This is a genomic window from Cyanobium sp. WKJ7-Wakatipu, from assembly GCF_024345355.1.
GTDB classification, from domain to species: domain Bacteria; phylum Cyanobacteriota; class Cyanobacteriia; order PCC-6307; family Cyanobiaceae; genus Cyanobium_A; species Cyanobium_A usitatum.
The window spans coordinates 166,673-186,482 of the sequence record NZ_JAGQAY010000005.1 but is presented as its reverse complement, the minus strand read 5'-3'; the positions used below and the strand labels follow the sequence as shown (position 1 = coordinate 186,482).

At 65.5% G+C, this 19,810-nt stretch carries 21 protein-coding genes and 1 pseudogene; 21 read left to right on the top strand and 1 reads right to left on the bottom strand.

Going from position 1 to position 19,810, the window contains the following annotated elements; genetic code table 11:
• Window positions 1–108 precede the first annotated feature (108 nt).
• From KBY83_RS05320 to KBY83_RS05295, 7 genes and pseudogenes are all read left to right on the top strand, one after another.
• On the top strand, window positions 109–312 hold the full coding sequence (locus tag KBY83_RS05320) for a hypothetical protein (protein ID WP_255018622.1): 204 nt from the start codon (window positions 109–111) through the stop codon (window positions 310–312).
• Window positions 313–336: 24 nt separating this feature from the next.
• A pseudogene (locus KBY83_RS15400) lies at window positions 337–711 on the top strand (GGDEF domain-containing protein); the annotation flags it as partial.
• A 42-nt stretch (window positions 712–753) separates the two neighbouring features.
• Window positions 754–1,590: an EAL domain-containing protein gene (locus KBY83_RS05315; RefSeq protein WP_315858946.1), complete on the top strand. Its 837-nt coding sequence runs from the start codon at window positions 754–756 to the stop codon at window positions 1,588–1,590.
• Between the two features lie 5 nt (window positions 1,591–1,595).
• Window positions 1,596–2,513, top strand: a complete 918-nt coding sequence (locus tag KBY83_RS05310) for a fatty acid desaturase (protein ID WP_255018620.1) — start codon at window positions 1,596–1,598, stop codon at window positions 2,511–2,513.
• Complete coding sequence (locus KBY83_RS05305) at window positions 2,510–3,493, top strand: alpha/beta fold hydrolase (RefSeq protein WP_255018618.1); 984 nt, start codon at window positions 2,510–2,512, stop codon at window positions 3,491–3,493. The genes KBY83_RS05310 and KBY83_RS05305 overlap by 4 nt, the downstream gene beginning before the upstream one ends.
• Entirely contained in the window at window positions 3,486–4,802 is a 1,317-nt protein-coding gene (glnT, locus tag KBY83_RS05300) for a type III glutamate--ammonia ligase (protein ID WP_255018617.1), read from the top strand. The genes KBY83_RS05305 and glnT overlap by 8 nt, the downstream gene beginning before the upstream one ends.
• A 63-nt stretch (window positions 4,803–4,865) precedes the next feature.
• The gene (locus KBY83_RS05295; protein ID WP_255018616.1) at window positions 4,866–6,422 is read left to right on the top strand and encodes a haloacid dehalogenase-like hydrolase; all 1,557 of its coding nucleotides are present in this window, start codon (window positions 4,866–4,868) and stop codon (window positions 6,420–6,422) included.
• A gap of 15 nt (window positions 6,423–6,437) precedes the next feature.
• Here KBY83_RS05295 and KBY83_RS05290 read toward each other — a convergent pair whose 3' ends face one another.
• Window positions 6,438–7,820 (bottom strand): PhoH family protein, encoded by a 1,383-nt coding sequence (locus tag KBY83_RS05290; RefSeq protein ID WP_255018615.1) that lies wholly within the window; start codon window positions 7,818–7,820, stop codon window positions 6,438–6,440.
• A gap of 94 nt (window positions 7,821–7,914) precedes the next feature.
• Here KBY83_RS05290 and KBY83_RS05285 point away from each other — a divergent pair, with 94 nt between their 5' ends.
• The 14 genes from KBY83_RS05285 to KBY83_RS05220 all read left to right on the top strand — a co-directional run bounded on the left by KBY83_RS05285 (window position 7,915) and on the right by KBY83_RS05220 (window position 19,788).
• Window positions 7,915–9,111, top strand: coding sequence for a F420-0:Gamma-glutamyl ligase (locus KBY83_RS05285; RefSeq protein ID WP_255018614.1), 1,197 nt, complete (start codon window positions 7,915–7,917; stop codon window positions 9,109–9,111).
• An 86-nt stretch (window positions 9,112–9,197) separates the two neighbouring features.
• Complete coding sequence (locus tag KBY83_RS05280; protein WP_255018613.1) at window positions 9,198–10,286, top strand: GNAT family N-acetyltransferase; 1,089 nt, start codon at window positions 9,198–9,200, stop codon at window positions 10,284–10,286.
• Window positions 10,283–10,774 carry a Holliday junction resolvase RuvX gene (gene ruvX / locus KBY83_RS05275; protein ID WP_241518083.1) on the top strand — a complete coding sequence of 164 codons (492 nt, stop codon included), beginning with the start codon at window positions 10,283–10,285 and terminating at the stop codon, window positions 10,772–10,774. The genes KBY83_RS05280 and ruvX overlap by 4 nt, the downstream gene beginning before the upstream one ends.
• 19 nt (window positions 10,775–10,793) lie before the next feature.
• Window positions 10,794–11,354 carry a DUF3727 domain-containing protein gene (locus KBY83_RS05270; RefSeq protein WP_106501587.1) on the top strand — a complete coding sequence of 187 codons (561 nt, stop codon included), beginning with the start codon at window positions 10,794–10,796 and terminating at the stop codon, window positions 11,352–11,354.
• Window positions 11,354–11,863, top strand: coding sequence for a YqeG family HAD IIIA-type phosphatase (locus KBY83_RS05265; RefSeq protein ID WP_255018612.1), 510 nt, complete (start codon window positions 11,354–11,356; stop codon window positions 11,861–11,863). The genes KBY83_RS05270 and KBY83_RS05265 overlap by 1 nt, the downstream gene beginning before the upstream one ends.
• Window positions 11,863–12,951, top strand: coding sequence for a glutamate 5-kinase (gene proB, locus KBY83_RS05260; RefSeq protein WP_255018611.1), 1,089 nt, complete (start codon window positions 11,863–11,865; stop codon window positions 12,949–12,951). The genes KBY83_RS05265 and proB overlap by 1 nt, the downstream gene beginning before the upstream one ends.
• A 38-nt stretch (window positions 12,952–12,989) precedes the next feature.
• The gene (lpxD, locus tag KBY83_RS05255; protein ID WP_106501584.1) at window positions 12,990–14,042 is read left to right on the top strand and encodes a UDP-3-O-(3-hydroxymyristoyl)glucosamine N-acyltransferase; all 1,053 of its coding nucleotides are present in this window, start codon (window positions 12,990–12,992) and stop codon (window positions 14,040–14,042) included.
• A gap of 26 nt (window positions 14,043–14,068) precedes the next feature.
• Window positions 14,069–15,151: a 3-isopropylmalate dehydrogenase gene (gene leuB / locus KBY83_RS05250; protein WP_255018610.1), complete on the top strand. Its 1,083-nt coding sequence runs from the start codon at window positions 14,069–14,071 to the stop codon at window positions 15,149–15,151.
• Window positions 15,152–15,199: 48 nt separating this feature from the next.
• Window positions 15,200–16,102 carry a phosphoribulokinase gene (locus KBY83_RS05245; protein WP_255018609.1) on the top strand — a complete coding sequence of 301 codons (903 nt, stop codon included), beginning with the start codon at window positions 15,200–15,202 and terminating at the stop codon, window positions 16,100–16,102.
• Window positions 16,103–16,107: 5 nt separating this feature from the next.
• Entirely contained in the window at window positions 16,108–16,506 is a 399-nt protein-coding gene (locus KBY83_RS05240; RefSeq protein WP_255018608.1) for a hypothetical protein, read from the top strand.
• A 46-nt stretch (window positions 16,507–16,552) separates the two neighbouring features.
• On the top strand, window positions 16,553–17,359 hold the full coding sequence (locus KBY83_RS05235; protein ID WP_255018607.1) for an A24 family peptidase: 807 nt from the start codon (window positions 16,553–16,555) through the stop codon (window positions 17,357–17,359).
• 37 nt (window positions 17,360–17,396) lie between these two features.
• On the top strand, window positions 17,397–18,272 hold the full coding sequence (gene accD / locus KBY83_RS05230) for an acetyl-CoA carboxylase, carboxyltransferase subunit beta (protein WP_255018606.1): 876 nt from the start codon (window positions 17,397–17,399) through the stop codon (window positions 18,270–18,272).
• Window positions 18,269–18,673: a hypothetical protein gene (locus tag KBY83_RS05225; RefSeq protein ID WP_241518080.1), complete on the top strand. Its 405-nt coding sequence runs from the start codon at window positions 18,269–18,271 to the stop codon at window positions 18,671–18,673. The genes accD and KBY83_RS05225 overlap by 4 nt, the downstream gene beginning before the upstream one ends.
• Window positions 18,670–19,788 (top strand): Gfo/Idh/MocA family protein, encoded by a 1,119-nt coding sequence (locus KBY83_RS05220; RefSeq protein ID WP_255018605.1) that lies wholly within the window; start codon window positions 18,670–18,672, stop codon window positions 19,786–19,788. The genes KBY83_RS05225 and KBY83_RS05220 overlap by 4 nt, the downstream gene beginning before the upstream one ends.
• The last annotated feature ends 22 nt before the right edge of the window (window positions 19,789–19,810 follow it).

The following is a 19,810-nucleotide window of genomic DNA, read 5'->3' as shown; positions in this document are numbered from 1 at the left end:
CGGAAGGACTTGGGCTTGACCATGACCCATTCTCTCGTCCTGATTCATTGCTGACACTGGGATCTGGGCAGATTTCAGGGCGTCTGTGGAGAGGCCTTGCCCTGATCTATGTGCAACACGCTCCTAGTAACGGTTGCCCAGGGCCACGACACTGATGGCAGCCGCCAGGGTACCTGGGTGGTGCAGGTGCACGACATATCCGAGCGCAAGCATTTCGTCGGCCAGCTGGAATACTTCGCCGACCACGACCCGCTCACCTCGCTATACAACCAGCGCCGCTTCCGCATCGACGTCGACCGCCAACTGGCCTAAGACCGCCGCCATGGCGGCGGAGGCGCCGTGCTGATGCTCGACCTTGACAACTTCAAGAGCGTCAACGACGAGTACGGCCACGCCGCCGGCGATGCCCTGATTATCGCGGTGTCCGCCGCACTCACCGGCAACTCGCGCGAAACCGATCTGGTGGCCCGACTGGGGGGCGATGAATTCGCCGTGCTGCTACCGGAATCCAGCCTCAACGAGGCCGAAACCCACGCCGAAAAGCTACTCCAGGCCATAGGTGCTGTGGTTGTGGAGGGGGCAGGCCAAGGCATCACCGTGGCCGCCAGCTGCGGGGTGGCAAGTTTCCACAGCGACGATGGCCAGTGCGCCGACGACGTGTTGATAAACGCCGACCTGGCCCTGTACCAGGCCAAGGAATCGGGCCGTGGCTGCGTCAAGGTATTTGCCACCGACAGCGGCCTGCACGAAAAGGTGACGGCCCGGTTGCTGTGGTCGGAGCGCATCCGAGAAGCCCTCGACCACGACGGCTTCGTGCTGCACGCCAAACCGGTGATCGATCTGCAAACAGATGCGGTGGCCTTCTACGAGCTGGTGATCCGGCTGCGGGCCCCCGGAGGCATCCTGATTCCCCCGGCGGTATTCCTCTACACGGCCGAACGCTTCGGCATGGCCATCGACATCGATGAGTGGGTCACCGGGCGAGCCATCACCCTGCTGGAGGAAATGAACCAGGCCCAACCCATCGCCCTAGGGGTAAACATCAGTGGCGCATCCCTGCAGGGGGATCGTTTCGCCCAGTTCCTCGAAACCCACCTGGCAGGCACCCGCTTCCCCCGCGAGCTGCTGATCTTTGAGCTCACGGAATCGGTGGCGATGGCCAACCTCGAACGGGCCCGCCAGTTGGGCCGGGTGCTCACCAAACTCGGCTGCCGGCTGGCGCTGGACGACTTCGGAGCCGACTTCGGCAGCTTCTACTACCTCAAACATCTGCCCGTCGATCTGCTCAAAATAGCCGGGGAATACGTGCGCGGCCTGGGCACGGAACACGACCCCGCCGACCGCCTGATCATCGAGGCGGTGGTGAAGCTGGCCAAGGGACTCGGGACCCTGGTGGTGGCTGAGTTCGTGGGCGACCAGGAGACCCGTCAGGAACTGCTGGCGATGGGGGTACGCCTGGGCCAGGGGGCCTTCCTCGGCCCCTCCCGGGACGTCGGGGAGATTAAAAGCCTCCAACCCCAGGGCGCCCAGCAAGACCCTCAAACGGTCACATCGCCTACCGAAGCCGGGGCCCCCGGGCTGGTGGGATAGGGCCCATGGCCCAATCCAACCCACCCCTGCTGGAGCGCGATGCGCTTGCCAGCCTCAACCAGCTGCGTGATGGCCCCGCAGCCGTGCGCCTAGCCAGCCACCTGCTGATGACTTTGGCGGGCGGCCTGGTGTGGAGCCAGCAACCCTGGCCCCTGGTTCTGAGGCTGGTGGGGCTGCTGGTGTGCGGCATCGGCCTGGCCACCTGCTTCGCGCCCCTGCACGAGTGCTGCCATCGCACGGCTTTCCGCAGCCGCCACGTCAACGACGCCGTGGCCTGGTTCGCCGGGTTGCTGAGCTTCTACAACTCCACCTACTACCGGCGCTACCACCAGTGGCACCACCGCTACACCCACCAACCGGGACTCGATCCCGAACTGGAGGATCCCGTGCCCACCAATCCCTGGGCCTACCTGCGCGAAGTGAGTGGCTGGAACTGGTGGAGCGGCAAGTGGGGCGGCTACGCCCGGCTGCTGTGGGGAGACCTAAGCAACTTGAGCTACCTGAGCCCTGAGGCCATTCCCCAGGTGCGCCGCTCGGTGCGGCTGCAGTTCGCCGTTTACGCAGCCCTGGCCCTGACCTCCCTGCTGAGCGGCACGGGCTTTCTGCTGTGGTTCTGGCTGCTGCCCCTGGCGCTGGGCCAGCCCCTGCTGCGGGTTCTGCTGCTGGCTGAACACAGCGGCTGCAGCTTCAGCAGCGACGGCACCGAGAACACCCGCACCACCCGCACCAACCCCGCCATGCGCTGGCTGATGTGGAACATGCCGTTCCACGCCGAACACCACCTCTACCCCTCCCTCCCCTTCCACGCCCTGCCCGCCGCCCACGGCCCCATCGCCCCGCACCTGCGCCACTGCGATCGGGGCTACCTGGCGGTGCACCGCCGCCTGCTGCGCAACCTGCCAGCCCTCGCACTGCCGGCATGAGCGCCAGCCAGCACTGCCTGGGTGACTTTCCCCTGGCCTGCGGCCACACCCTGCCTGCGGCCCAGCTCAGCTACCTCAAGATCGGTGAGCCCAACGCCCAGCGCTCCAACCTGATCCTGGTGCCTACCTCCTATGGGGCCAGGCCCGAGGATCTGGCCTGGCTGGCGGGGCCCGTGTTGAATCCAGAGCGCTGGTGCATCGTCATCGCCGGCATATTTGGCAACGGCGCCTCCAGCAGCCCCAGCCACGGCGCCATGGGCCTGGCCGAACAGGGCTGGGTGGTGAGCCACCGCGACAACGTCGCCGCCCAACGGCGACTGCTGGCGGAGGTGTTCGGCGTCGAACGGCTCCCCCTGATCTACGGCTGGTCGATGGGGGCCCAGCAGGCCTACCAGTGGGCCGTCGATCACCCGGAGGCAGTGGAGCGGATCTGCTGCGTGTGCGGCACGGCCCGCACCTCCCCCCACAACCGCCTGTTCCTGCTCAGCCTGCGCCAGGCACTCACCGCCGATCGCCACTGGAATGGCAGCGGCTTCAACGCGACGCCGGAGCAGGGGCTGCTCACCTATGCCTTGATCTACGCCAGCTGGGCCGCCAGCCAGCCCTTCTTCCGCAGCCTCGCCGAGCTAGTGGAAGACCACGTGGAGCAGCACTGGCTGCCCCACTACCAACGCCATGACCCCCGCGATCTGATCGCCATGCTCGACACCTGGCTGGCCCACGACGTGGCCGCCGGCGGCGACCTAGCCGCAAGCCTGGGCCGCATCACCGCCCGCACCGCCGTGGTGGCCGGCAGCCACGACCTCTACTTCCCGCTCGACGACCTTGCCGCCGACGCCGATACCATCCCCGGCGCTGAGCTGCACGTAATCCCCTCGGAGCTCGGCCACCGGGCCGGCAACCCCCACAGCAGTCCTGCCGAGCAGCGGCAGCTGAGCCGCATCGTTGAAACCCTCCTCCAGCAGCCCTCCCATGTCTGATCTCGCCCAGCGAATGCAGGAGCTGCAGCTCCGCTTCCTGCTGATCTCCTTCACCGACCTGTTTGGCATCCAGCGGGCCAAGCTCGTACCGGCCTCGGCTGTGGACGCAATGGCCCGCGATGGGGCCGGCTTTGCCGGCTTTGCGGCCTGGCTGGATCTCTCACCAGCCGATGGCGACGTGATGGCGATCCCGGCGGCGGCCAGCCTCACCCCCCTGCCCTGGCAGCCGGGGGTGGGCTGGGTGGCGGCCGAGCTCCAGCTCAATGGCCAGCCGATGGAGCAGTGCCCCCGCCGCCTGCTGCGGCGCCAGCTGGAGCGGGCCGCTGAGCGGGGGCTGGAGCTACGCAGCGGCGTGGAAGCTGAGTTTTTCCTGCTCGATCCCAGCGGCGAGCGGATCGGCGATAGCGCCGACAGCCAGGAAAAGCCCTGCTACGACCAACTGGCCTTAATGCGCCGCTACCCCCTGATCGGCCCCCTGCTCGAGGCGATGGAACAGCTGGGCTGGGGGCCCTATCAAGCCGATCACGAGGATGCCAACGGCCAATTTGAGGTCAACTGGACCTACGCCAACGCCCTCACCACCGCCGATCGCCACGCCTTTTTCAAGGTGATGGTGAAGTCCCTGGCGGAGCAGCAGGGGCTGCGGGCCAGCTTCATGCCCAAACCCTTCGCCGCCCTCACCGGCAATGGCTGCCACACCCACCTCTCCCTGTGGGGCGCCGCTGGCAGCTCGCAAGCGGGCCGCAACCTGTTCCACGATCCCAGCGGCGAGCTCGGTCTATCGCCGCTTGCGTACCACTTCCTGGCTGGCCTGCTGGCCCATGCGCCGGCCCTGAGCTGCCTGAGCAACCCCACGGTGAACAGCTATCGGCGCCTCGCTGCCCCACCCACCACCTCTGGGGCTACCTGGAGTCCGGGCGGCATCAGCTACACCGGTAACAACCGCACCCACATGGTGCGCATCCCCGACGACCAGCGCTTAGAGCTGCGCCTGCCCGATGGTGCCGCCCATCCATACCTGCTGCAGGCAGCAATCCTGGCGGCTGGACTCGATGGCATTGAGCGTCAGCTCGATCCTGGCCCCCGCAGCGACAACGACAACTACGCCAACCCCCTGGAGCCCGGCAGCTGCGGCAGGCTGCCGGTCAACCTCGGCGAGGCCCTCGATACCTTCAAGGCAGACTCGGCCCTGCGCCAGGCCCTGGGCGAAGAGTTTTGCCAGGCCTACGAAAAGCTGCGCCGGCGCCAATGGCAGCGCGAGCGCGGTGATATCAGCGACACTGAACGCCGCGCTTGCCTGGATTGTTGAGCCAGGCGAGCGGCCGGCGAAAATAGGCTCAAACTTTTGACTGCTACTCGCAGTACTGCGCCGATGCCCCTGATTGCAATCAACGTCCTGCTGGAACCAAATGCTGCCACGGTTGAGAAAGCAAAGGCGATAAACGCGCGGCTGCGAGAAAACTACCCAGCCAGCTTCCCCCTAGATGCCAACCACGCCCCTCACATCACCATTCTCCAGTTATTTATAAAAGCTGTAGATCTGGGCCAAGTAGCAGATGCCGTGACCAACTTGCTGCGAAGTGAGCCGCCGATCAATATTGAGGGCAAAGCAACTGGCTACTTTGCAATAGCCAGCGAGAATCTAAAATTAGTGGGATTCAACATCGAGGCGACTCCCGAGCAGCACCGACTCCAGCAAAAAATCATCGCTGCCATCGCGCCATTTGCCGTGAAATACGGCACAAGTGATGCCTTTGCGCCTCGTCTTGACGGCGGCGCAATCAGCCAGGCAACTATTGACTACGTGAACAACTTTAGCGATACGCGAACCGGCCCGAACTACCAGCCCCATCTGACCCTAGGCATTGCCACAAGTGATTTTGTTGACGCTTTAATTGCAGAGCCATTTGAGTCTTTTAGCATCCAAACAGCCTCCGTGAGCCTTTACCAAATAGGCGATTACGGTGTAGCCCAAACAAAACTATACGACGTCTCTCGCCAAGCAGATCCGCTGCCCTCCTGGAATGAAGGGCAGGTCAAACAAGCTATCGTTGCATTCATCGCTAAAGTCATAAATAAAGACTCACCCGCATACCTGCCTCCAGCCGAACGCATTGCAGTGCATGACAATGACGGCACACTCTGGCCAGAAAATCCGCTGCCTTTTCAGGTGGCTTTTGCCATCGACGAACTGAGACAGCGCATCCTCACCGAGCCGAGCCTTACTTCAAACCCCATGGTGCAAGCTGCCTTGGATGGCGATCTTGCAAAACTTCTGGAAGGCAAACATTTCGATGGCCTGATGCAGATCCTGGCGATCACCCATGCAGGCATGACAGTAGAAGAATTTCGAGATGCCGTGCAGGCATGGTTTACATCGGCCAACCATCCGCGCTATGGCAAGGCCTATGGCGAGCTCACCTATCAACCCATGCAGGAGCTCCTTCGCTATCTAAGCGATAACGGCTTTAAGAACTTCATTGTTTCAGGTGGCGGCGCCGACTTTATGCGGGCTTGGGTGGAACAGGTTTACGGCATACCACCAGAACAAGTAGTTGGCTCAACATCGCGGGCCGTATTCGAACTACGGGACGGCAAACCAGTAATCACCAAAACCCTCGATTATTTGTTTGTAAACGATAAGGCCGGCAAGCCAGTTGGCATCCATCAGTTTATCGGCCGCAGACCTGTGATTTGCTGTGGCAACAGTGATGGCGATCACGCCATGTTGCAGTACACCACGATCAATAATCCTCGCCCCAGTTTAGGGCTGATCGTCCATCACACCGATGCTGAACGTGAGTATGCCTACGACGCCAAGACGAACAGCACAGGCAAGCTTGTAGAAGCCCTAAAAGAGGCGCCCCAGCAGGGCTGGCTAGTTGTGGATATGAAGCAGGATTGGAACGTCGTCTTCCAGCCCCAGTAAAAGAAACTGGCCGCGCTACAGCAAATTGGCAGCCAGCTCGGCCAGTTCACTGCGTTCACCCCGCAGCAGGGTCACGTGGCCGGCGAGCCGCTGGCCCTTGAAGCGCTCCACCAGCCAAGTGAGGCCGTTGCTTTCAGCATCCACATATGGATTGTCGATCTGGTAAGGATCCCCGGTAAGCACAATTTTGGTGCCCTCGCCCACCCGAGTCACGATCGTCTTCACCTCGTGGGGGGTGAGGTTCTGGGCCTCGTCCACCACCATGAATTGGCGCGGAATCGAACGACCGCGGATGTAGCTGATCGCCTCCACCTCGAGCAGGCCCATGCCCTTGAGGTCGGTCCAATTGCTGCGCGGCCCGCGGTGACTGCCGCCAGCCCGAGCAGCACCCCGCCCCTCCTCCTCACTGCCACCGAGCAGAAAGTCGAGGTTGTCGATGATTGGTTGCATCCAGGGACCCATTTTTTCGTCCAGATCGCCTGGGAGAAAGCCGATCTCCTTGCCGAGGGAAATCACCGGGCGGGTCACCAGCAGGCGCTCGTAGAGCCGCTCGTCGGCCACCTGGTGCAGCCCAGCGGCCAGGGCGAGCAGGGTTTTACCGGTGCCGGCCTTGCCCACAAGGGTGATCAGCTGGATGCTGGGATCCAGCAGCAGATCAAGGGCAAACGTCTGCTCCCGGTTGCGGGGCTGGATGCGGCCGAGCTTGGCCTTGGGCGCTCGCTGCAGCGGCTGCAGGCTGGCGGTGGCGGCGTTGTAGCGAGCCAGCAGGGTGTGGGCCGGCTGGGCCCGATCGATCAGGGTTACGCCCTCATTGGCCTGCAGAGGCGTCTCCAGCACCAGGCCCTCCACCGCCAATCCTGGCGGCAGCTTGACCCGATCCATCTGCTCCGCATCCACCCACACCTCACAGAAGCCGGGGTATAGGTCGCCGATGTCAACCCGATCGCTGGTGTAGTCCTGGGCGATCAAGCCCACCGCATCAGCCTTGATGCGCAGGTTGGTGTCCTTGGTAACGAGCACCACCGGCGGCTGGCTACCCAGCACCGCCTGCAGGCGCTGCTCCTCTAGGGCCACCGCCAGGATGTTGTTGTCGCCGCTGCCGCCCTTGAGCTCGGGCGGCAGCTGGCTGAGGGTTTCGGCCCGGCAAAACACCACCTTGAGCGTGCCGCCCTGTTCGCCATTGGGAACCCCATCGGCCAAGTTGCCATGGGCGCGCAGAGCGTCCAGCAACCGCGACACCTGGCGGGCATTGCGTCCCTTTTCAGCTGGATCACGTTTGAAGCGGTCGATCTCCTCGACCACCTCGATCGGGATCAGGATGTTGTTGTCTTCAAAGCGGGTCAGGGCTGCCGGATCGTGCAGCAGCACGTTGGTGTCGAGCACGAAGGTCTTGCGCATGCCGATCACCAATTCCGTGATGGCGCGAAATTAAGACCACTAGGCCATTTACGCTCCGTCGATTCGTGCCTCGTCGCAATTGGCGCCTTCGCCCATGGCCTCCTCGCTTGCCGCCCTGGTTCTGCTCAAGCTCTTGCTGGTGCTGGCCCTGCTGCTGGGCCTCACCCTGGTAGTGCTGGAGCTTCGCCATCGCCTGCGCCCCGCCTCGCCGCTGCGGCTGCGCGCTGAAGACTTCCGCGTCGAAGCTGGCAGCGATGGCCTCACCGTCTCCGGCATGGTGACGATCCACAACCCCCACCAGCGCATGGAGGTGATGGTGCCGGAGATCGAGCTGCGGCCCACCTTGCTGGGTCGGGGCGACCTGGCAGGCGTCACGGTGTCGAGTCGGATCGAGGCCCTGCATCCGGATGAGGAAGCCCGCCCTGATGGCTACTGGGCCGCCTACATAGTCAAGGGGCGCAAGAGCACCAGCGCCCGCATCCAGATCAGCCTGAACGGCGCCCCGGGCCAGTTCCTAGACCAGCTGCTCGACACCCTCTGGCTGGAAATTCTCTGGGTCAACTACGGCCCCTTCGGCCGCCTCCATCGCCGCGATGGCGTGCTGGTGCCGCTGCAGCAACCCACTCCAATCTCGCCGGAGGCAGCGCGCTGGCGCGACGGCGACCGCTGCCGCGTGCTGCCAGTTGGCACCCACCTGCTCGGCGTGCTCGACGACCCAGAAGCTGTGCTGCGCCGCTACGCCGGCGAGCTGATCCAGCCCGGCGATGTGCTCACCATCGGCGAAACCCCCCTGGCGGTGATGCAGGGTCGCTATCACCACCCGGCCACCGTTCAACCCAGCGCCCTGGCCCGGCTGCTCTGTCGTGGGTTCCACCCCACCAGCTCCCTGGCCACCGCCTGCGGTCTGCAGTCCTTGATCGATGTGGTCGGTCCGGCCCAGGTGCTGGGCGCCTGGCTGATTGGCCTGGCCCTGAAACTGGTGGGCAGTAAGGGCTGGTTTTATCGCCTTGCCGGCGACCAGGCCCGCCTGATCGACGACATCACCGGCACCACGCCCCCCTACGACCAAACGATTGTGCTCGGGCCCCTACAGCCCGCCGCCTTCTGCGCCGCCATGGCCCGCTCCTTGGGCGTGGCCGTGGCGGTGGTAGACGTCAACGATCTGGGCAGGGTAAAGGTGCTGGCCTCCAGCCCCGGCTGCGATGAAGCCCTGCTGGAGCGGGCCCTGCGTCCCAACCCGGCTGGTAATGCCAACGAGCGCACCCCCTTGGTGCTGGTGCGCCCCAGCTGACCCCCAGCACGGCTAACTCCCAGCCAAGCCGCAACCAACTCTGGCGCCGATACAGTTGGGCTACCCGGCTGACTGGTTACGCCCCCATGCTCGGGATCCTGCAGCCGCCCTCTGCCCTTCCGGCACCACCCGAGCCTCCGGGGCCAGATAGCTGGCGGCTCGAAACCCTGGCTGGCTGGCACCTACCCCTACTCACCGATCCCGCCTTTCTGCCCCTGCAACCGGTACTGCAGCGGGCCGTGCTGCTGGGCCTGCCCGAGCGGCTTATGCAGGCGCTTCTGGCTAGACCCTCGCTCGCACCCCAGGTGCTGGTGGCTCTCAGCGGCCAAAAGCCGCTCGGGCTGATCATCTGCCGCCGGCTCAACCGCAGTGGCAGTTGCTGGCAGATGCAGCACCTGCGCCTGGCCCCGAGCGCCGCCCGCCATGAACTGGCCAGCACCTTGCTGCGAGCAGCAATCCAACGGGCCCGGGGAGCGGCCAGCTGGATTGCTGCGGCCTCAACCCTCGATGACACCCGCCTGGCAATGCTGCGCGAGCAGGGCTTTCAGCCCTTGCGCAGCGACCGGCTGTGGTGCTGGCCTGGCTCCCCTGCCGGCGGCGGCCCTATCTCGGCCAGCAGCCCCGCACCGGCAGAGCTGCAGCTCACACCCCTCAACCGCCGCAGCGCCACCCTGCTTTGGCACCTGGAGCAGGCCGCCTGCCCGGCCCAATTGCGTCAGCTGCTCGATCGCCGCGTCGAAGATCTGCTCGACCAGAGCCACGGCCGTGGCTGGATGCTGGTGGATCCCAGCCGAGAGCAGGCGGTGGCAGCCGTGCGCTGGATCGGCGAGCACCCAGGCGGCGGTCACGATGTGGAGCTGAGTGTCCATCCCGGCTGGGAACACCTGGTGGGCACCGCCACCGAATTGCTGCTGCACCAGGCCCAAGCCGGCCTCGGCGCCGGCGAACCCCTCTGGCTGCGCTGTGACCTGCGCGATGAAGCTCGCCAGCGCTGGCTGGCTGACCTGGGAGCTCAGGAGCAAGGCGAGCGCGTGCTGATGGCGCGCAGCGTCTGGCGGCGTCAAGGGCTGCAGGCCCCGGCACGGGCCGCCCAGCGAATCGATGCCTTGCGGGAGCAGTGGCACCCCCCCCCCCGACCCCTGCCCCCCCCACCCCCCCGGGCCCCGCCGTTGTGAGCGCGACCCGATCAAGAGGCGCCCCGCAGCCCCGCTCAGTGCTGGCCCTCGACGTTGGGCGACGGCGCATCGGCCTGGCGGGCTGTGACCCCCTCGGCCTCACCGTTACCCCCCTGCGGGCCCTGGCCCGGGGCTCCTTCGCCAGCGACCTAGAGCATCTGAACACCCTGGTGGAGCAGCGGCGGGTGCTGGCCCTGGTGGTGGGCCTGCCGCTAGATGCGGCTGGGCAGCTCACCGCCCAGGCCCTGCACTGCCAGCGTTACGGCGAGCGCCTGGCCCGCCGGCTGCAGCTACCCCTGGCCTGGGTAAATGAGCATGCCAGCACTTGGGCCGCCGGCGAGCGCCACGGGCTTCACGGCGACCGCAGCGGTGCCCTCGACAGCGCCGCCGCGGCCCTGCTGCTCGAACAATGGCTGCAGGACGGCCCCGATCCGGTGCTCCCGGCGACCATCGAACGCTGCCAGACGGCCGACGCTGCAGCATCCTGAAGAGATTCAATTCCAGCCCATGAGTTCCGAACCCCCTTCCCAGTCCAGCTCGGAGATCCCCGCCGATGTGCCCACCGTGCTCGTGCACGACAGCCGCGGCCGCCAGCTGCTCTGCTTCCTCGAGCAGCTGATCCCCCTCGATGGCCACGACTACGTGCTGCTCACCCCGGTCGACACCCCTGTCTGCCTATTCCGCCTCGACGGCGACGAAGACCCAGAACTTATCGACACCATCGATGCCACCGAGCCGATCCTGTCGGTTGCCGATGTGGTGCTGCAGGAGCACGACCTCACCCTGGTGCGCTCTGCCGTCACCCTCACCGTCAGCGGCGAACTGGACGAGCCCGAACCCGATGAGCTCGATGACGACGAAGACGCTGATGACGACTCCGAGACCTACGAATTGCTGGTGAGCTTCCTCGTAGACGATCTGGAATACGGGTTGTACATCCCCCTAGATCCCTTCTTCGTGGTGGCCCGCATGAATGGCGACGGCGCCTTGCTGGTGGAAGGCGAGGAGTTTGAGCGGGTACAGCCCCGAATCGAGGCTGAATTGGAAGAGCGCGAGGGCGACGACTGATGCTGCGCCAGCTGCTGCGCCCTAACTGGCTGCGGGAGTGCACCCTGGCCGAGCTGCCACTGCAGGAGCTGCTCGACCAACCGATCCGGGCCCTGGTGCTCGATGTCGATCGCACCTTGCTGCCCCGCCGCCAGGCGGAGCTGCCCGCCAGCGCCCTGCGCTGGCTGCAGCAGGCGCAGCAGCAGGTGCCTATCCACCTATTCAGCAACAACCCCTCCCGCCAGCGGATCGGAGCTGTGGCGGCCCAGCTCGACCTGCCCTACACAATTTCCGCCGGCAAACCACGCCGCAGCGCCCTGCGTCGGGTGCTGGCCGAGCTCAACCTGCCCCACCAGGAGGTCGCCCTGATCGGTGACCGGCTGTTTACGGACGTAATCGCCGGCAACCGGCTTGGCTTATTCACCGTGCTGGTGAAACCGATCGATCCCCAAGGCCACCCCTGCAAGCGGGATCGGCTCCAAAAACTGGAGCTGCGCCTGGCCAACTTGGTGGGCACCAGCCTGGGCTGATGGCAACCCCATCCCACTCCATGCGCCGAGTGATCAAGGTGGGCACCAGCCTGCTACGGGGGAGCGCCGGCCGTCCCACGGCAGTGGTGATCGCCGATCTGGCTGCCAGTCTCAGCCGCCAACGGCGCCAGGGCGAGACCATCGCCCTGGTTACCAGTGGGGCCGTGGGTCTGGGCTGCGAAGCCCTTGGCCTGGGGCAGCGCCCCAGCGAAGTGGTGGCACTCCAGGCCGCCGCCGCCGTGGGCCAGGGCCGGCTGATGGCCCTCTACCAAGACGCTTTCGCCGTGCGTGGGCTGGCGGTAGCCCAGGTGCTGCTGACCCGCGGCGATCTGGCCTCCCGCCGCCGCTACCAGAACGCCTGCCGCACCCTCGAGCAGCTGCTTACCTGGGGAGTGGTGCCGGTGGTCAACGAAAACGACACCCTGGCCACCGACGAACTGCGCTTCGGCGACAACGACACCCTCTCCGCCCTGGTGGCAGTGGCGATAGGCGCCTATGAGCTAGTGCTGCTAACCGATGTGGACAGTCTTTATTCAGGCGACCCCCGCAGCGACGCCGAGGCCCGGCCGATCGAGGAGGTGGCCAGCCTGGCCGAGCTCGACAGCCTGCAATCGGTGGCCAGCGGCGGAGGTCGGTGGGGCACTGGCGGCATGACCACTAAACTCACTGCAGCCCGCATAGCCACCTCCAGCGGCATCCGGGTGCGCCTGGCTGACGGCCGTGACCCCGCCGTGCTCGATGCCCTACTGGCCGGCGAGCGGGTCGGCACCCTGTTCCAGCCCAGCCCCACCCCCCTTCCCGACCGCAAGGGCTGGCTGGCCCACGCGCTCCTGCCCAAGGGCAGCCTCCAGCTAGACGCCGGCGCCGAGAGGGCCCTAACCCAGCAGGGCGCCTCCCTGCTGGCCGTGGGAGTGCAAGCGGTGGTTGGCGATTTCGAGCGCCGCGAGGCGGTGCGCCTGCTGGCCAGTGATGGGCGCGAACTGGGTAGGGGTCTGGCCAGCCTTAGCAGCACGGAGCTGCGAGAGCTGATGGGCAGCTCCGGCGTTGAGGTGGTGCACCGCGACCAGCTGGTGCTCACCAGCCGTTAAGGCCGGACCTACGATTCGCCCCGCTTCTCTTCCCTGGCATGCGCTTCAGCGAACTGCTCAGCCAGCTCAGTGAAGTTACGGATGCCAGCCTGCGGCATCTCGCTGACGACCCCGAGCTACACGGGGCGGCAGCCCTAGATCAGGCCCAGGCTGATCAGCTTACTTTTCTGGAACCAGGCAACGCCCTAGCTGCTGCCCTGGCCGGCAGCAACGCCGGAGCCATCCTGCTGCCAGCCCGCGGCGACGAGGCCGCAGCCCTGCAGCAGCTGGCCCTGGAGCGGGGCCTGGCCTGGATCGCCCTTGCTGATCCACGCCTTGCTTTTGCCGAGGCCCTCGCTGCTCTCCACCCCCGCCGCCAGCCCGCCGCTGGAATCCACCCCAGTGCAGTGGTCGATCCAAGCGCCGTAGTTGGCATGGGATCCCACCTAGGCCCCCTGGTCGTGATCGGCGCCAACGTGCAGATCGGCGCCAGCTGCGTACTCCACCCCCAGGTGGTGCTCTACGAAGACGTGCAGATCGGTGACGACTGCGAGCTGCACGCCGGTGCCGTTCTTCACCCCGGCAGCCGCCTGGGCCGGGGCTGCGTCGTGCACTCCAATGCCGTGGTGGGCAGCGAGGGCTTTGGCTTCGTGCCCACCGCCAATGGCTGGCGCAAGATGCCCCAGACCGGCCAGGTAGTTCTGGAGGAGGGGGTTGAGGTGGGTTGCGGCAGCACCATCGACCGACCCTCAGTAGGTGAAACCCGCATCGGCGCCGGCACTAAGATCGACAACCTGGTGCATATCGGCCATGGCGTCAGCACCGGCAAGGGCTGCGCCCTGGCGGCCCAGGTGGGCATCGCCGGCGGGGCCCGCCTCGGCAATGGCGTGATTTTGGCGGGCCAGGTGGGGCTGGCAAACAAGGCGGTGATGGGCGACCGAGCCATCGCCAGCTCCAAATCCGGGGTACATGGCGAGGTGGCCGCCGGCGAGGTAGTGAGCGGCTATCCGGCCATCTCCAACCGCCTCTGGCTGCGCAGCTCGGCCATATTCAACAAGCTGCCTGAGCTAGCTAAAGCCCTGCGGCAGCTGGAGAAGCAGGCCAAGCCCTAGCCTCGCCGGCGGCGCCCCACCCCCCAATGACGACCAGCTACCGAATCACCCTGCTTCCCGGCGACGGCATCGGCCCGGAAATCATGGCGGTAGCCCGCCAGCTGCTGGATGCGGTCAGCAGCAGCCATGGCTTCAGCCTCGTCTACGACGTGCAACCCATGGGCGGCGTTGCCATTGACGCCACCGGCGAGCCCCTGCCCATCAGCACCCTCGAGGCCTGCAAGTCCGCCGATGCGGTGCTGCTCGCCGCCATCGGCTCGCCCCAATACGACAGCCTGCCCCGGGAGCAGCGCCCTGAATCGGGCCTGCTGGGGCTGAGATCAGCGCTGGGCCTGTTCGCCAACCTGCGGCCGGTGAAGATCATCCCGGCCCTGATCGATGCCTCCACCCTCAAGCGCGAGGTGATCGAAGGGGTGGATCTGATGGTGGTGCGCGAGCTAACCGGCGGCGTCTATTTCGGCACCCCCAAGGGACGCGTCGAGGCTGAGGGGCGGGTGCGGGCATTCAACACCATGGCCTACTTCGACGACGAGATCGACCGCATCGCCAAGGTGGGATTCGAGTTGGCCGTGGCCAGGAGCGGCCGGCTTTGCAGCGTGGACAAGGCCAACGTGCTCGATGTGAGCCAGCTCTGGCGCGACCAGGTCACCGCCATGGCGGCCGACTACCCGGCGGTGGAACTCAGCCATATGTACGTTGATAACGCCGCCATGCAGCTGGTGCGCAATCCCCGCCAATTCGACGTGCTGCTCACCAGCAACCTCTTCGGCGACATCCTCAGTGATGAGGCCGCCATGTTGAGCGGCTCGATCGGCATGCTGCCCTCCGCCTCCCTGGGATCCAGCGGCCCTGGCCTCTTCGAGCCGATCCATGGCTCCGCCCCCGACATCGCCCGCCAGGACAAGGCAAACCCGATGGCAATGGTGCTCAGCGCCGCCATGATGCTGCGGGTCGGCCTGCAGCAAGACGCCGCTGCCACCGCCCTAGAAACCGCCGTCGACCGGGTGCTGGCCGCTGGCTACCGCACCGGCGACCTGATGGGCGAGGGCTGCACCCAGCTGGGCTGCCGCGCCATGGGAGAGCAGCTGCTAGCTGCCCTGGCGGGGTAGGCGCCGGCGACCTGCCAAACTCTCGGTCAGTTTCGTTGATTCCTGCGCATGTCGAAGAGTCACCCGGTTGTTTCTGTCACCGGTTCCTCCGGCGCAGGCACCAGCACTGTCAAGCGCGCCTTCGAGCACATTTTTAAGCGCGAAGGAATCACCCCTGCAGTGGTGGAGGGCGACAGCTACCACCGCTACGAGCGTGGCCCGATGAAGGAAGCCATGGCCACCGCCTTGGCCAATGGTGAAAACTTCTCCCACTTCGGCCCCGAAGCAAACCTGTTTGAGAAGCTCGAGGAGCTGTTCAAGACCTACGGCGAAACCGGCAGTGGCCAGAAGCGCTACTACCTTCACTCCCTTGATGAAGCCGCCGAGCACAACGCCCGCCTCGGCACCAACCTGGATCCCGGCCAGTTCACCCCCTGGGAAGCCATCCCCAACGGCACCGACCTGCTCTTCTACGAAGGTCTGCACGGTGGCGTCAAGGGCGAGGGTTACGACGTAGCCGGATTGGCTGATCTACTCGTTGGCGTGGTGCCGGTCGTGAACCTGGAGTGGATCCAGAAGATCGCTCGTGACAACAAGGAGCGCGGCTATCCGGCCGAGGCCACGGTGGACACGATCCTGCGCCGCATGCCGGATTACATCAACCACATCTGCCCCCAGTTCAGCCTCACCGATATCAACTTCCAGCGGGTTTCCACGGTGGACACCTCCAACCCCTTCATGATCCGGGAGATCCCCACGCCGGATGAATCCTTCGTGATCATCCACTTCCGCAAGGGGGCCCGCGAAAAGTGGGGCATCGACTTCGCCTACCTACTCGACATGATCCACGACTCGTTCATGTCGAGCCCCACCTCGATCGTGGTAGATGGCGGCAAAATGGGCTTCGCCATGGAGCTGATCCTTACGCCGATCATCCATCGCATGATCGAAGAGAAGAAGAAGCTGTCCTGATTGCAATGGCAACCCCTATTCTGGGGTTGCCATTCGTTTTGGTGAGGCCGATCTCCTTCGCCACACCCACGAAGAATCCTTCCCCGTCGTTTTTGATTCCGGGGGCTGCCAAAACCAAGGCCGCAGAATCATTGCGTCTCGACCAGATCAACAGCAGCCTGGTGATTCAGGCAGCTCGCCGCATCTTGTTTCAGTCTTTGGAGCTCGGCCACGCCGGCCACGAACCATCCGGCGTGGTTCTCAATGGCAAGCCAATATTGCAGGGCAGGATTGTTTTCGACCAGCCGGTGCTGCTGCCCGATGAGCAATTTGTGCCCATTGATTTGATCCGGGGCCGCCTGGCACGGAGCGGTGCAGCCAGGCTGCGTCTACCCCGCAAACCGTCCTCACCCCCTCTCGCCTGAGGCCCGTTTGAGCGCCCTTGCTCCGCTGCTTGCCAGCTCCCCAGCCGTGCCCGTTGTTGTGGCGCTACTTGGGGCCTGCGTGGGCAGCTTTCTCAATGTGGTGGCCTGGCGCCTGCCTCGGGAGGAATCGGTCGTGCTGCCACCCAGCCACTGCCCCCGTTGCGGCAGCCGGCTGCGCTGGTTTGAAAATGTGCCCCTACTGGGCTGGTTGCTGTTGCGGGGACGCTGTGGCCACTGCGGTGCTCCGATCTCCTGCCGCTACCCCCTGGTGGAGCTGCTTAGCGCCGGGCTCTGGGTAGCGGCCCTGCTGGCCCAGCCGAGCGCCATGGGCAGCCAGCCCCAGCCCTGGCTGCTGGTAGCCGCAGGCTGGCTGCTGTTGAGCTGGCTGCTGCCGCTGGTGTTGATCGATCTCGATCGCCTCTGGTTGCCCGAACCCCTGTGCCGAATTGGCCTGTTACTAGGCCTGGCGGTGACAGCAGTGATCGGCTTCCAGCAGGGTGACGGAATCGGCCGAGAGCTGCTGTTTCACCATCTGGTGGCCGCTGGAGTTGGCCTGGTTGGCTTTGAAACGGTCAGTGCCTTGGCCCACAAGGCAATCGGCCGTCCAGCCCTGGGCCTGGGAGACGCCAAACTGGCTGCCCTGCTGGGGGCTTGGCTTGGTTTCACCGGGCTTGGCATCACCGTGATCCTGGCCGTGTTTGCTGGGGCGGTGCTGGGCAGCATCGGCCGGCTCAGCGGCCTGCTGGGCAAGCACCAGCCCTTTCCCTTTGGCCCCTTCCTTGCAGCTGGAGGAGCCGCCGTGTGGCTACTAGGCAACGACCTATGGCTGGCCGTGCTGGGGCTGGTGTGGTGAAGCGCCTTAAATAGGTTGAGCTGTTGGTAAACGCCGCATGTCGCTATTCGACTGGTTTGCGGATCGCCAGAAAAATGCCCCAACCGTGCGGGTCACCCAGGAGCCGGAGGAGGGCGATGGTCTCTGGAGCAAGTGCCCGGAATGCAGTTTGGTGGTGTATCGCAAAGACCTGGTGGCTAACGCCAGCGTTTGCAAGGGATGTGGCCACCACAACCGCATCGACAGCCCTGAGCGCATCGCCCTGATCGCCGACCCGGGCAGCTTCGAGCCCATGGATACCGGCCTCTCTCCCGCCGACCCCCTCGCCTTCAAGGACCGGCGTAGCTACGCCGATCGCATCCGCGACAGCCAGCAGAGCACGGGCCTGCGCGACGCCGTGGTTACCGGTATCTGCCGCACCAGTGGCCTACCCCTGGCCCTTGGAGTGATGGATTTCCGCTTCATGGGCGGTTCGATGGGTTCGGTGGTGGGCGAGAAGCTCACACGCCTGATCGAAACCGCCACCGCCCGGCGCATACCGGTGCTGATTGTCTGCGCCTCCGGTGGTGCCCGCATGCAGGAGGGGATGTTGAGCTTGATGCAGATGGCCAAGATCTCCGGCGCCCTGGAGCGGCACCGCCAGGCAGAGCTGCTTTATCTGCCCCTGCTTACCTACCCCACCACAGGGGGTGTAACTGCCAGCTTCGCCATGTTGGGCGACTTAATCCTGGCCGAGCCCAAGGCCCTGATCGGCTTCGCCGGCCGCCGGGTGATCGAGCAGACCCTGCGCGAAAAGCTACCCGAGGGCTTCCAAACCGCCGAATACCTGCGCGACCACGGCTTCGTTGACGCGATCGTGGATCGCACTGAATTCAAGGCAACCCTGGCCAGCCTGCTGACCATGCACGGCTGCCGTGAAGCGGTGGCGGCATGAGCAGCCTGCGCCGGGCAGCTCACTCCCTGCTGCTGATGTTGCTGGTCGTGGGGATCCTGGCCGCCACGCCTGGAAGGGCCCTAGCTGGCCCGGTCGACTGGCATGAGGTGGCCAGCACCAGCGAGGGACGTCAGTGGTGGGACGGCGGCAGCCTGCGCACCAGCCGCGGCGGCAATATTTCGGTGCTGACACGCTTCCAAAAACCCGTCAGCGAGGAGCAACCCAGGCCCCTTGCCGATCTCTACGTGATGGAAATCGACTGCGGCCAGGAGCTGTTCCGCGACACCTCTATCAACGGCCTACCCCAGTTCAGAGCTGAATGGCAGCCGGCATCGGGGGACAACCTGATCAGCAGCGTGATCGGCGAAGTTTGTGCCACCGCAGCCGAGGGCCTCTCATGAGCGCTCCCCCGCTGAAGGTCGCCATTGCTGGCCTGGGCTTTGGCGAGGCCGTGCACCTACCCGCATTGCGCGCCTGCCCCGGCACCGAGCCGGTGGCTCTCTGGCACCCGCGCCCCGAGCGACTGGAAGCCGCCTGCCGCAGCGCCGAACTGCCTGGCCACAGCGACTTCGATGGGCTGCTGGCCAATCCGGCCGTCGAGGCGATCGTGATCGCCACCCCGCCGGGGCCGCGTTTTGATCTAGCCAGGCGCGCCCTGGAAGCGGGCAAGCACCTGCTGCTGGAGAAGCCCGTTGCCCTCAACGCCGAGCAGATCGAGAGCCTGCAACGGCTGGCCCTGCAGCGGGGGCTAACCGTGGCGGTCGACTTTGAATACCGGGCCGTTCCCCTGTTTCAGCAGCTCGCCGACCTGCTGGCTAGCGGCGTCCTCGGTGAATTGGTGCTAGTGAAATACGACTGGCTGATGGGCAGCCGAGCTGACCCCTCGCGCCCCTGGAGCTGGTATTCCCAGGCAGCCGAAGGTGGCGGGGTGCTCGGAGCGCTGGGCACCCATGCCTTTGACACCCTGCACTGGCTGGTGGGTCCAAGCCACTCCCTTAGGGCCCAATTGAGCACGGCAATTACCCAGCGGCCCCTGGCCGATGACAGTGGTCGCCTAGCCGATGGCAGTGGTCGCCTGGCCAGGGTGGATGCCGAAGACATCGCCTTGGTGCAGCTGGAGCTGGAAACACCACTGGGGCAGAGGGTGCCGGCCCAGCTCAACCTGGCCTCCGTGGCCCGCAGGGGCCGGGGCTGCTGGCTGGAGCTCTACGGCCGCGAAGGCACCGCCGTGCTGGGCTCAGACAACCAGGCCGACTACGTGCATGGCTTTGGGCTGTGGCACTCCCAGGCGGGAGAGCCATTGCGGCAGGTGGAGGCTGATGACCGCTGGAGCTTTGCTCGCACCTGGGCCGATGGCCGGATTGCGCCGGTGGAGCGCATCCACAGCTGGTGGAGTGCGGCGGTGCGCGAGGGCCGGCCGATGCTGCCTGGCTTGGGCGAGGCAGTGCTGAGTCAGCGCTGCTGCGACTTGGCCCGCCTAGGAGCAGCCCAGGGCACTCCAAGGGGCATCACCTAGAGTCGGCGCCAGTTCAACTCCC